The sequence below is a fragment of the Acinetobacter sp. BIGb0196 genome, from assembly GCF_011759595.1.
GTDB lineage: Bacteria > Pseudomonadota > Gammaproteobacteria > Pseudomonadales > Moraxellaceae > Acinetobacter > Acinetobacter guillouiae.
In genome coordinates, this window is sequence record NZ_JAAOZA010000001.1 from 534,051 (window position 1) to 546,656 (window position 12,606).

General features: G+C 42.6%; 6 protein-coding genes, 6 tRNA genes and 3 rRNA genes. 11 read left to right on the forward strand and 4 right to left on the reverse strand.

Annotation, left to right across the window (positions count from 1 at the left end; all coding sequences use genetic code 11):
* The first annotated feature begins 81 nt into the window (after positions 1–81).
* The 6 genes from argJ (at position 82) to FHR28_RS02550 (ending at position 3,087) form a co-directional block, all read left to right on the forward strand.
* On the forward strand, positions 82–1,302 hold the full coding sequence (gene argJ / locus FHR28_RS02525; protein ID WP_166781866.1) for a bifunctional glutamate N-acetyltransferase/amino-acid acetyltransferase ArgJ: 1,221 nt from the start codon (positions 82–84) through the stop codon (positions 1,300–1,302).
* A 149-nt stretch (positions 1,303–1,451) separates the two neighbouring features.
* Positions 1,452–2,519 carry a quinolinate synthase NadA gene (gene nadA / locus FHR28_RS02530; protein ID WP_004817734.1) on the forward strand — a complete coding sequence of 356 codons (1,068 nt, stop codon included), beginning with the start codon at positions 1,452–1,454 and terminating at the stop codon, positions 2,517–2,519.
* A gap of 152 nt (positions 2,520–2,671) precedes the next feature.
* A tRNA-Pro gene (locus tag FHR28_RS02535) sits at positions 2,672–2,748 on the forward strand.
* 45 nt (positions 2,749–2,793) lie between these two features.
* A tRNA-Arg gene (locus tag FHR28_RS02540) sits at positions 2,794–2,870 on the forward strand.
* Between the two features lie 41 nt (positions 2,871–2,911).
* Positions 2,912–2,987 (forward strand) — tRNA-His (locus FHR28_RS02545).
* A 23-nt stretch (positions 2,988–3,010) separates the two neighbouring features.
* A tRNA-Pro gene (locus FHR28_RS02550) sits at positions 3,011–3,087 on the forward strand.
* Positions 3,088–3,231: 144 nt separating this feature from the next.
* Here FHR28_RS02550 and FHR28_RS02555 read toward each other — a convergent pair.
* From FHR28_RS02555 to FHR28_RS02565, 3 genes are read right to left on the reverse strand one after another with little or no spacing between them, the layout of a single operon-like run.
* Positions 3,232–3,711 (reverse strand): OmpA family protein, encoded by a 480-nt coding sequence (locus FHR28_RS02555; protein WP_004723848.1) that lies wholly within the window; start codon positions 3,709–3,711, stop codon positions 3,232–3,234.
* Between the two features lie 15 nt (positions 3,712–3,726).
* Positions 3,727–4,944 carry a sensor domain-containing diguanylate cyclase gene (locus FHR28_RS02560; protein ID WP_004723846.1) on the reverse strand — a complete coding sequence of 406 codons (1,218 nt, stop codon included), beginning with the start codon at positions 4,942–4,944 and terminating at the stop codon, positions 3,727–3,729.
* Positions 4,945–4,948: 4 nt separating this feature from the next.
* Positions 4,949–5,356: a YfiR family protein gene (locus FHR28_RS02565; RefSeq protein WP_227504303.1), complete on the reverse strand. Its 408-nt coding sequence runs from the start codon at positions 5,354–5,356 to the stop codon at positions 4,949–4,951.
* 690 nt (positions 5,357–6,046) lie between these two features.
* Between FHR28_RS02565 and FHR28_RS02570 the strand changes: the two genes are divergently transcribed.
* From FHR28_RS02570 to rrf, 5 genes are all read left to right on the forward strand, one after another.
* A 16S ribosomal RNA gene (locus tag FHR28_RS02570) occupies positions 6,047–7,585 on the forward strand.
* 59 nt (positions 7,586–7,644) lie between these two features.
* Positions 7,645–7,721, forward strand: a tRNA-Ile gene (locus tag FHR28_RS02575).
* 44 nt (positions 7,722–7,765) lie between these two features.
* Positions 7,766–7,841 (forward strand) — tRNA-Ala (locus FHR28_RS02580).
* Between the two features lie 337 nt (positions 7,842–8,178).
* Positions 8,179–11,069: ribosomal RNA gene (locus FHR28_RS02585) — 23S ribosomal RNA — on the forward strand.
* Between the two features lie 167 nt (positions 11,070–11,236).
* Positions 11,237–11,351 (forward strand): 5S ribosomal RNA (rrf, locus tag FHR28_RS02590).
* Together the 16S, 23S and 5S rRNA genes with 2 tRNA genes alongside form the textbook arrangement of a ribosomal RNA operon.
* Positions 11,352–11,509: 158 nt before the next feature.
* On the opposite strand, the gene FHR28_RS02595 is transcribed toward rrf, so the two are convergent.
* Entirely contained in the window at positions 11,510–12,487 is a 978-nt protein-coding gene (locus FHR28_RS02595; RefSeq protein WP_166781867.1) for an MBL fold metallo-hydrolase, read from the reverse strand.
* Positions 12,488–12,606: the final 119 nt, after the last annotated feature.

Here is a 12,606-nt window from a genome sequence, read left to right on the forward strand (position 1 = left end):
ATAAGCATTTTAATAAGCTCGATTTTTATAGAGAATTCTAATAAGCTGTGTTTTCATTCTAATTCATATGGACATTTGAAAATGGCTGTTGGTGACGTGTCTATGCCGCATATGCATGTGGTACAAGGTGTAAAAATTGGCTCTGCTGAGGCGTATGTCCGTTATCCAAATCGACGAGATTTAGTTATTTTTGAATTTGCACAAGATACCAATGTTGCGGGGGTATTTACCCAAAATGCATTTTGTGCAGCGCCCGTTCATGTGTCCAAAGCACATTTAGCACAAGCCAATCCACGCTATTTGGTCATCAATACCGGGAATGCCAATGCGGGTACAGGCAAATTGGGCATGCAAAATGCACAATTGACCTGTTTAAAGCTTGCTGAGTTAGCGCAGGTAGAAGAATTTGAGGTATTGCCATTCTCTACAGGGGTCATTGGCGAACAGCTGCCGATTGAGCGTTTAACGCAAGGTTTACAGCCTGCACTAAATAGTTTGAATGACGCTTCATGGCCGGACGCTGCGACTGGGATCATGACCACAGATACCACACCAAAAGGTGCCTCAGAACAGTTCGAGCTTGATGGTATAACGTATACAATGACTGGGATTTCTAAAGGTGCAGGCATGATTCGCCCAAATATGGCGACCATGCTGAGTTTTGTTGCAACCGATGCGCCAATTGCACGAAATCTTGTGCAAAAAATGTTAAAAATTAGCGCAGACCAATCATTTAACCGAATTACTGTGGATGGTGATACTTCTACCAATGATTCATGCATCTTTGCTGCAACAGGCATGGCTGGTGGTGTAGAAATTAGCAGTGAAGATGATGCACGCTATACGGTGGTCTTGGATGTTTTATCGCGTGTGATGAAGCGTTTGGCACAACTGATTATTCGTGATGGAGAAGGGGCAACCAAATTCATTACTATCATGGTTGACGGTGGAAACGACACACAAGAATGTTGTGATATTGCTTATAGCATTGCCCATTCACCATTGGTCAAAACGGCAATTTTTGCGTCTGATCCAAACTGGGGGCGTATCCTTGCTGCGATTGGTTATGCTGGCGTGAAAGATTTGGATGTTGAAAAAATTCAAGTCTGGTTAGACGACGTGCAAATTTGTAAAGATGGTGGTGCTGCTGAAGACTATACCGAAGAAGCTGGTGCGCGTGTAATGTCACAGACAGAAATGACCATTCATGTAAATCTTGGTCGAGGGCAGGCCAAAGATACGGTCTATACCTGTGACCTATCATATGATTATGTGAAAATTAATGCGGACTATCGTTCTTAATTGCTGATTTTTTAAGGAGCCTCATTCGTGAGGCTTTTTTATAACAAAACATTTTTCGTGGTGAATTTATGTGCGCTAAACCGTACAATCAATTCACAAGTGTATAAACGCTAGCATGATGCCAGCGACAAGGGAAGAGAAGACCTCTTATGAATGATGCGAATAATTTAATTGCCAACGAAGCAAAATCGGTTGTGCAAGCGCATTTAGATCGTTTAGGTGAACCTAAGGACAATAGTCTGAGTCCAGCGGTAAAACAGCAGAAGTTTGCGCAAATTAAAGCTGAGTTGCAAAAGAACAATGCTGTTTTGGTGGCACATTATTATTGTGATCCAGATGTACAAGAACTTGCGGAAGCGACAGGTGGTTGTGTTTCTGATTCTTTAGAAATGGCACGTTTTGGACGTGATCATGAGGCATCTACTCTGGTGGTCGCTGGGGTTAAATTTATGGGAGAAACCTCAAAAATTCTTTCTCCTGAAAAAACAGTACTTATGCCAACTTTGGAAGCAACCTGTTCGCTTGATCTCGGTTGTCCTGTAGATGAATTTACCGCATTTTGTGATGCGCATCCTGAGCATACTGTTGTGGTCTATGCCAATACCTCAGCAGCAGTTAAAGCACGTGCAGATTGGGTAGTGACTTCAAGTTGTGCCGTAGAGATCATTGAACATTTAGACAGTTTGGGCGAGAAAATTATTTGGGCACCAGATCAACATTTAGGCCGTTATATTCAAAAGAAAACCGGTGCTGATATGTTGCTTTGGGATGGTGCTTGTATCGTGCATGAAGAGTTTCGTGCCCGTGGTATTGAAAAGATGAAAGCGCTGTATCCGAATGCAGCTGTATTGGTACATCCTGAGTCACCAGAATCCGTGATTGATATTGCGGATGCGGTGGGAAGTACCTCACAACTGATCAAAGCAGCTCAAACATTGCCACAAGACACTCTAATTGTGGCTACAGACCGTGGTATTTTCTATAAAATGCAACAAGCTGTACCGCATAAGACCTTGATTGAAGCACCTACAGCAGGTGAGGGTGCAACTTGTCGTTCTTGTGCGCATTGCCCGTGGATGGCAATGAATGAATTAGATGGTATTTTGGCAGTTTTGCAAAAGGCCGATCAAGAAATATTCGTAGATGCTGCTTTGGCTGAACGTGCTAAATTACCTTTAGATCGTATGTTGAACTTTAGTGCTCAATTAAAACGATAGAAATTGTATAAAAAACATCTGAAATGTTTGATTAATATACATTTGACGTGTTTTTTTAACTTTTTTTCAAGATAGGTGTTGACGTCTTGTGGCGTCACGCCTAGAATGCACACCGTACCGCACGATGTGCGATACACAAAAGCTGAGATGAACGGAGCATAGCACAGCCTGGTAGTGCACCTGGTTTGGGACCAGGGGGTCGTAGGTTCGAATCCTACTGCTCCGACCAATTCTTCAAGGCAAGTTAATCTGTGATATTAGTATCATTGGTCATGCGCCTGTAGCTCAGTTGGATAGAGCATCCGCCTTCTAAGCGGATGGTCACAGGTTCGAATCCTGTCAGGCGCACCATATGTTGCTTGATACTATAGATCCTAAAACTTAATGTGACGGTGGATGTAGCTCAGTTGGTAGAGCCCCGGATTGTGATTCCGGTTGTCGTGGGTTCGAGCCCCATCATTCACCCCAATTCCTTAAGTTTGTTGTAAATTCGGAGCATAGCACAGCCTGGTAGTGCACCTGGTTTGGGACCAGGGGGTCGTAGGTTCGAATCCTACTGCTCCGACCATTTAAGCATCAGCTTAAATATAAATTATCCGCTTAAAGGCGGTTTTTTTATGCCTGAAATTTGTGTTTTTCAACGAAGCGTCAAATTCTATAGATCTAAAAAAAGATCTCCGTAGAGATCTTTTTTTTAATAAAGAGAAGATTATCAAGGAATAATAATCACCGCAACACGACGGTTTTCAGCTTTATTCTCTTCTGAATCATTTGATTTAAGTGGCTGGTCAGCCCCTTTTCCTATCACTTGGATATTTTGTGGATTAAATTTTTGCTCAATGAATATATTTGAAACATTTTGAGCACGTTCTTTGGATAATTTTAAATTGTATTCAGGATTTCCGATATTATCGGTATGACCTACAATTTTAAGCTTATCGAGATGATATTTATTTAATTGCGTGGCTAAACGAACCAATTCAGTTTGGCGCTCGGTATTAATATTCGATTCATTAAAACCAAACAATAAACGTTCTGGTAGACCTAGACTCCAGCCTTCATCCGTTAATACAAAACCTTCTTTCTTAAGTACACGAGCTTGTTTATAGCTCAACCCACCTAGATTCATACAACCTGTAAGTGCTAGGCAGAGTATTGCAAGAATAGAAAGTTGTACGTTTTTTAAAGTCATAAAAACCCCCTAATATTATGAATGGTAAATAAACCAATGATGCTGTAAAGATTTTGCTTTGTACATGGCTTGATCTGCTTGAGAAATTAAGTCTTCTGGGCTTGAGGCCTGGCTAGAGATAGCAATACCGATACTAAAGCTAAAAGAAATCGATTGTCCTTTATAGATTAAAGGATCGTCACAACATTTAATCAGATTTTCCGCAATAGAGATGAGGTGTTCAATTTTAGAAATGGAACGTAAAATAATTGCAAACTCATCCCCTGCAAGACGCGCGACAAAATCATCTTGGCGAATATGGCGTCTTAATCGAGAAGCCATTTCTTTTAAAACTTCATCACCGACCAAATGTCCATATTGATCATTAATAGCTTTAAAATTATTATTATCAATAAATAATAAAGCTAAATTTTCACGTTGATTGGTGTCTTCATATAAATTACATAACACTTGATAAAAATAATTACGATTAGGTAATTCGGTTAAATGATCATGTTGAACTTGATAAGAAAGTTCACTATTCTCATTTTGAAGATGGGTATGCCAAGATTGAATTTCATCTAAGAGTTGGTTGAACACACTGTTTAAGTCTTGAAATTCTTTTACATCACTTTTTGGAAACCTTAAGTTATACGCCTTTTGATTTCTTAAGAGTTGTGCAATTTGTATAATTGGTAAAAAAGAACCCATAATATGGCGATAGGTTAAGTTTACTGACCACCATACAGCAAAAACCATAAAGAGCATGCCAAACGCTAAGCCGGTAAAAATTTTAAAAATAAACATTAAAATTTCATTGGAACTTCCATATAGCACAACTTGACCAACCAGCTTTCCTTGATGTTGGACGTTTAACTTGATGGAATCTTTTAAAAAGATATGATCAAAAAAGTTTTGAATATAAGAATAGTGTTCAACATTTTTTAGGCTTTCAGCAACTTTATGACCTTGATTATCATAAACCTCAATCAGGCGTACTGAATGTTGAAAGGTGTATTCATTGATAATCTGCGAAATCGCGATTCTATCAGAGAACACCAGCGCAGGTTGAACACGTTCAGACACGGTGCGGCTGATTAATAATAGGTTTTGTTTCGCATAAGATTCAACGGTAAATACTGAAATCGTGACAAAAGTAGACGTACTAATAAATAAAGTGATTGCAAAGGTCGTAAATTGAGATTTACGAAACAATGTTTGTAGAGAACTCGATTTAAAAAATTTATTCATCATTATTTTAATCCGAATTCTTTGCCAGCAATAAAACACGTGGGTCAACATGTATTTTAGACTGAGCTAAACTATCAAGATTCACTTTAAAAATAGTATTTCCTGTTTTGTTGGTGGATAAGCAAAAAACGCTGCCAATTTCACATTCAGAATTACTTGAGCTAAACGATAAAATAGATGAATTTAATGATTTCCCAATAAGGGCCTGTTCGGTTTGTGCTGAAGTATTGGAAAAAAATACCGCATCACAATGACGATTTTTTAGATCGGCGGAATGTATCGCACTTATATTAAAAGGAGACTTATTTGATTTGATATAAGCAGAAAATTGGTTTGCATAAGATGCATTATCAACGACGCATAATTCTGGATTCGGAGTGTTCCATTTTGCATAACTTAATATCGACAATGTCATCATGAAAATATTATGTGACGAATTGGCTGAGGAATAGTTGCAGCAAAAGAGCAAAATTCCTAAACAGAAGCTTCTTCTATTTATAAAACGGGCCATATTCGACTTAATTTATTAAATGATAAAATTATTTCAAATAGTTTAAAGAAAAAAAACAAATATAAATAGCTTAAAATTTAAATAAAAACATGTTCTGCTTTATTAGTATGAGAAAAAATGGTGCAAAAAATAGCTAAAAATGGACTTTTTTTGCTATTTTGGTCGAAAAAATGTCCAGTTGATGAAAAAGTTTAAAAAAAGGGGTTGTGTTGGATTGGGAATGCTGTAGAATGCACATCCATCGGTGGTGATGTTAAATAAAACTTCTGATAAATCAGACACTTGATTAAGTTGTTAAGATTTCGAATTGAGATTTTAAGATGAGGTTGAAGTTGGGTTTGTTAGAAAAAATAATTAACATTATTGATTGACTTTTTAGAGATAGAGAGTAGTATAGCCGACCTAGCTTGATGCTGACGAAGCATTGAGAAGATCATTAAGAGAATATGAAGAACAACTTGTGTGGATTTTTACTGATTGATTGATCGAAATATTATCATTGATTGATTGGTTTAAATTACTCGAAGTTTATTTGAGAGAATTTGTCAGTACATTGATGAGCCAGAATTGTGACCTTAAGTCACTAATGATTTTTAACTGAAGAGTTTGATCATGGCTCAGATTGAACGCTGGCGGCAGGCTTAACACATGCAAGTCGAGCGGGGGAGGTTGCTTCGGTAACTGACCTAGCGGCGGACGGGTGAGTAATACTTAGGAATCTGCCTATTAATGGGGGACAACATCTCGAAAGGGATGCTAATACCGCATACGCCCTACGGGGGAAAGCAGGGGATCACTTGTGACCTTGCGTTAATAGATGAGCCTAAGTCGGATTAGCTAGTTGGTGGGGTAAAGGCCTACCAAGGCGACGATCTGTAGCGGGTCTGAGAGGATGATCCGCCACACTGGGACTGAGACACGGCCCAGACTCCTACGGGAGGCAGCAGTGGGGAATATTGGACAATGGGGGGAACCCTGATCCAGCCATGCCGCGTGTGTGAAGAAGGCCTTATGGTTGTAAAGCACTTTAAGCGAGGAGGAGGCTCTCTTGGTTAATACCCAAGATGAGTGGACGTTACTCGCAGAATAAGCACCGGCTAACTCTGTGCCAGCAGCCGCGGTAATACAGAGGGTGCGAGCGTTAATCGGATTTACTGGGCGTAAAGCGTGCGTAGGCGGCTTTTTAAGTCGGATGTGAAATCCCCGAGCTTAACTTGGGAATTGCATTCGATACTGGGAAGCTAGAGTATGGGAGAGGATGGTAGAATTCCAGGTGTAGCGGTGAAATGCGTAGAGATCTGGAGGAATACCGATGGCGAAGGCAGCCATCTGGCCTAATACTGACGCTGAGGTACGAAAGCATGGGGAGCAAACAGGATTAGATACCCTGGTAGTCCATGCCGTAAACGATGTCTACTAGCCGTTGGGGCCTTTGAGGCTTTAGTGGCGCAGCTAACGCGATAAGTAGACCGCCTGGGGAGTACGGTCGCAAGACTAAAACTCAAATGAATTGACGGGGGCCCGCACAAGCGGTGGAGCATGTGGTTTAATTCGATGCAACGCGAAGAACCTTACCTGGTCTTGACATAGTAAGAACTTTCCAGAGATGGATTGGTGCCTTCGGGAACTTACATACAGGTGCTGCATGGCTGTCGTCAGCTCGTGTCGTGAGATGTTGGGTTAAGTCCCGCAACGAGCGCAACCCTTTTCCTTATTTGCCAGCACTTCGGGTGGGAACTTTAAGGATACTGCCAGTGACAAACTGGAGGAAGGCGGGGACGACGTCAAGTCATCATGGCCCTTACGACCAGGGCTACACACGTGCTACAATGGTCGGTACAAAGGGTTGCTACCTAGCGATAGGATGCTAATCTCAAAAAGCCGATCGTAGTCCGGATTGGAGTCTGCAACTCGACTCCATGAAGTCGGAATCGCTAGTAATCGCGGATCAGAATGCCGCGGTGAATACGTTCCCGGGCCTTGTACACACCGCCCGTCACACCATGGGAGTTTGTTGCACCAGAAGTAGGTAGTCTAACCGTAAGGAGGACGCTTACCACGGTGTGGCCGATGACTGGGGTGAAGTCGTAACAAGGTAGCCGTAGGGGAACCTGCGGCTGGATCACCTCCTTAACGAAAGATTGACGATTGGTAAGAATCCACAACAAGTTGTTCTTCATTGATGTATCTGAGGGTCTGTAGCTCAGTTGGTTAGAGCACACGCTTGATAAGCGTGGGGTCACAAGTTCAAGTCTTGTCAGACCCACCAAGTCTACTGAACACAGAAGAGCAGATATATTAAGATCTTAAGCTGGGGACTTAGCTTAGTTGGTAGAGCGCCTGCTTTGCACGCAGGAGGTCAACGGTTCGACTCCGTTAGTCTCCACCACTAATTAAAGACTAAGTGATTACAGAACTTAGTAAGCAGATAGCTTATTAAGTTCTGTGATTTATCACAGTTAACTACTCGCTGACGAGGCGGTAGTGAATCATTAACAGAATATATTTGAGTTGAAATAATTGTTTAAACTCGTTTTAGTTGATGTTAGCAAGCAATTGTTAATGTTGAATGAAATGAGCACTAGCGATAAAACTGAATCAAGCGTTTTGGTATATGAATTAAATTGAAGCTGTATAGTGATTAAATTCACAGGCAACAAATAGAAGTGATTAAGTTCACATTGTTGATCCTCCTTGTAGGGATTAACGACTGTTTGGGGTTGTATAGTCAAGTAATTAAGTGCATGTGGTGGATGCCTTGGCAGTCAGAGGCGATGAAAGACGTAATAGCCTGCGATAAGCTTCGGGGAGGCGGCAAATATCCTGTGATCCGGAGATTTCTGAATGGGGAAACCCACTTACCATAAGGTAGGTATCGCATGATGAATACATAGTCATGCGAGGCGAACGAGGGGAAGTGAAACATCTCAGTACCCTTAGGAAAAGAAATCAATTGAGATTCCCTCAGTAGCGGCGAGCGAACGGGGATCAGCCCATTAAGTTATATGTGTTTTAGCGGAAAGCTCTGGGAAGTGCTACCGTAGAGGGTGATAGTCCCGTACACGAAAGGGCACATATAATGATGACGAGTAGGGCGAGGCACGTGAAACCTTGTCTGAATATGGGGGGACCATCCTCCAAGGCTAAATACTCCTGACTGACCGATAGTGAACCAGTACCGTGAGGGAAAGGCGAAAAGAACCCCTGTGAGGGGAGTGAAATAGATCCTGAAACCGCATGCATACAAGCAGTGGGAGCCAACTTGTTTGGTGACTGCGTACCTTTTGTATAATGGGTCAGCGACTTATATTCAGTAGCAAGGTTAACCGTATAGGGGAGCCGTAGAGAAATCGAGTCTTAATAGGGCGTTTAGTTGCTGGGTATAGACCCGAAACCGGGTGATCTATCCATGAGCAGGTTGAAGGTTGGGTAACACTAACTGGAGGACCGAACCCACTGTCGTTGAAAAGCCAGGGGATGACTTGTGGATAGGGGTGAAAGGCTAATCAAACTCGGTGATAGCTGGTTCTCCCCGAAAGCTATTTAGGTAGCGCCTCGGACGAATACCATAGGGGGTAGAGCACTGTTTCGGCTAGGGGGTCATCCCGACTTACCAAACCGATGCAAACTCCGAATACCTATGAGTACTATCCGGGAGACAGACTGCGGGTGCTAACGTCCGTAGTCAAGAGGAAAACAATCCAGACCGCCAGCTAAGGCCCCCAAATTATAGTTAAGTGGGAAACGATGTGGGAAGGCATAGACAGCTAGGAGGTTGGCTTAGAAGCAGCCACCCTTTAAAGAAAGCGTAATAGCTCACTAGTCGAGTCGGCCTGCGCGGAAGATGTAACGGGGCTAAAACTATATGCCGAAGCTGCGGATGTATACTATGTATACGTGGTAGGGGAGCGTTCTGTAAGCCGATGAAGGTGTATTGAGAAGTATGCTGGAGGTATCAGAAGTGCGAATGCTGACGTGAGTAACGACAAAACGGGTGAAAAACCCGTTCGCTGAAAGACCAAGGGTTCCAGTCCAACGTTAATCGGGGCTGGGTGAGTCGACCCCTAAGGCGAGGCCGAGAGGCGTAGTCGATGGGAAATTGGTTAATATTCCAATACTTCTGTGTAATGCGATGAGAGGACGGAGAAAGTTAAGTCAGCCTGGCGTTGGTTGTCCAGGTGAAAGGCAGTAGGCATGCATCTTAGGCAAATCCGGGGTGCTCTATGCTGAGAGCTGATAGCAAGCTAGTTTACTAGCGAAGTGGCTGATACTATGCTTCCAGGAAAAGTCTCTAAGCTTCAGTTACACAGGAATCGTACCCTAAACCGACACAGGTGGTCAGGTCGAGTAGACCAAAGCGCTTGAGAGAACTCTGCTGAAGGAACTAGGCAAAATGGTACCGTAACTTCGGGAGAAGGTACGCTGCTGACGGTGATAGGACTTGCTCCTTGAGCTATTGGCAGCCACAGAAACCAGGCCCCTGCAACTGTTTATTAAAAACATAGCACTCTGCAAACACGAAAGTGGACGTATAGGGTGTGATGCCTGCCCGGTGCTGGAAGGTTAATTGATGGGGTTAGCGTAAGCGAAGCTCTTGATCGAAGCCCCAGTAAACGGCGGCCGTAACTATAACGGTCCTAAGGTAGCGAAATTCCTTGTCGGGTAAGTTCCGACCTGCACGAATGGCATAATGATGGGGGCGCTGTCTCCAGCAGAGGCTCAGTGAAATCGAAATCGCCGTGAAGATGCGGTGTACCCGCGGCTAGACGGAAAGACCCCGTGAACCTTTACTGCAGCTTGACATTGAACTTTGATCTTACTTGTGTAGGATAGGTGGGAGGCTTTGAAGTAGTGACGCCAGTTGCTATGGAGCCATCCTTGAAATACCACCCTGGTAATATTGAGGTTCTAACTCTGTCCCGTTATCCGGGACGAGGACCATGTCTGGTGGGTAGTTTGACTGGGGCGGTCTCCTCCTAAAGAGTAACGGAGGAGTACGAAGGTGCGCTCAGCGTGGTCGGAAATCACGCGTAGAGTATAAAGGCAAAAGCGCGCTTAACTGCGAGACCCACAAGTCGAGCAGGTACGAAAGTAGGTCTTAGTGATCCGGTGGTTCTGTATGGAAGGGCCATCGCTCAACGGATAAAAGGTACTCTGGGGATAACAGGCTGATACCGCCCAAGAGTTCATATCGACGGCGGTGTTTGGCACCTCGATGTCGGCTCATCTCATCCTGGGGCTGAAGCAGGTCCCAAGGGTATGGCTGTTCGCCATTTAAAGAGGTACGCGAGCTGGGTTTAGAACGTCGTGAGACAGTTCGGTCCCTATCTACCGTGGGCGTTGGAAATTTGAGAGGATCTGCTCCTAGTACGAGAGGACCAGAGTGGACGAACCTCTGGTGTACCGGTTGTGACGCCAGTCGCATCGCCGGGTAGCTATGTTCGGAAGGGATAACCGCTGAAAGCATCTAAGCGGGAAGCCTACCTCAAGATAAGATTTCCCTAGGACTTTATGTCCTCTAAAGAGCCGTTGAAGACTACGACGTTGATAGGTTGGATGTGGAAGTGCGGTGACGCATGAAGCTGACCAATACTAATTGCTCGTGAGGCTTGACTATACAACACCCAAGCAGTTGTATACGAAGCATCATTTGATTCATAAAAGATCAAACATACTTGATTTAGTTGTAAAGCTAGTTACAATACCCAACTCAAATGTTCTGTTAAACTCATTTGGTACGAAGTAAGGCATTTAAATAAGACCCGAACAAGTCCATAACAGTTTGCTGGCGACAATAGCAAGAGTGAACCACCTGATCCCTTCCCGAACTCAGAAGTGAAACCTCTTAGCGCTGATGGTAGTGTGGGGTTACCCATGTGAGAGTAAGTCATCGCCAGCTTTTAAATCTAAAGCACCCCGATCTCTAGCGAGAACGGGGTGTTTTTTTATGCCCAGATGAAAGAAAAAGATAAGAAATTAAGAAGCAAAATAAAAGCTCTAGCCTTAGCAGGAGCTTTTAAAGACCATTAAAAAGATTCTACTTAAACAGTAAAATTATTAATCTTTAAAATGAACAGGAATCCATTGATAGCTCTTCCCATCTGCTGAGTAAATATGTCCAATGCCCGGGAATGGCAAATGTGGCGCTGCAATGGTCTGTCCATTTTTGGCATAATCTGCAAACTGCTTTAATCGGGTTTGAACAGCTGTTTTCGGGTCAATATCATATTCTATTGCTGTTTCTGGTTTATCGAATTGTACTGTATGAGAGTGGACAATATCCCCAATAAAAACAATATCTTCACCCGTTGTTTTTAGTTTGTAACTAAAATGTCCCGGGGTATGACCTGCTGTGTTGATCACTTCAAATCCATTGATGTTGTCACCCAGTTTAAATGTTTTAAACTGCTTTTTAGCTTGATAGGGTGCAAGGGCGGCTTTGATCTTTTCTACAGTTGCTAAGTAATTGGCACGTTTATCTTGTGCTATTTTTTCAGCCTGTTTCGGATTCAACCAATAATTTTCTTCATCTTCAGAGACATAGATGGTGGCATTTGGGTAGTTTGCTATGCCATTTTTACTGACACCACAAGAATGATCAGGATGTAAATGTGTCAGTAAAATCGTATTGATTTGTTCAGGTTGATGACCTGAAGCTTTGAGATTTTTTAATACAGAGCCTAGATGCGCACCGAAACAATCTGCAGTACCACTATCCACCAAAACCAGTGATTTACCTGTGTTAACTAAAAATGCATTCACCGATGTTTGTACACCTTTGGCTTGATCTGCATGATATTTCTTTAAAATTTCTTGAACCTTATCCTGTGAAATATCTTTAAATAGTGTGGGAGACATAAAGTTGGTGCCATCTAGCAAGGCGGTAATTTGTGTATTGCCCAGCTGATGTTGGTAAAATCCTGCTACTTGTGCTTGTTGTTCAATGATCGGTAATGTTTTAGTGACTTCTGCTTGTGATGTAAGAGGGAATAAGCCGAATAAAAGTACTGATAATGATAGGGCGGTTTTTTTCATTGGATTTGATCAAAATTAATTTAACGAATTATTTTTTAACATGGATTCGTTCAGCACTGCGCTTTTTATATATGAAAAAAAATCTACTTTTTTGTAAGCGAATTTTTTATTAATATGCA

Excerpts from the sequence above, each read along its gene's own strand:
- FHR28_RS02560 (WP_004723846.1), bottom strand. The coding sequence starts at position 4,944 with ATGATGAATAAATTTTTTAAATCGAGTTCTCTACAAACATTGTTTCGT.
- FHR28_RS02555 (WP_004723848.1), bottom strand. The coding sequence starts at position 3,711 with ATGACTTTAAAAAACGTACAACTTTCTATTCTTGCAATACTCTGCCTA.
- nadA (WP_004817734.1), top strand. The coding sequence starts at position 1,452 with ATGAATGATGCGAATAATTTAATTGCCAACGAAGCAAAATCGGTTGTG.
- argJ (WP_166781866.1), top strand. The coding sequence starts at position 82 with ATGGCTGTTGGTGACGTGTCTATGCCGCATATGCATGTGGTACAAGGT.
- FHR28_RS02565 (WP_227504303.1), bottom strand. The coding sequence starts at position 5,356 with ATGACATTGTCGATATTAAGTTATGCAAAATGGAACACTCCGAATCCA.
- FHR28_RS02595 (WP_166781867.1), bottom strand. The coding sequence starts at position 12,487 with ATGAAAAAAACCGCCCTATCATTATCAGTACTTTTATTCGGCTTATTC.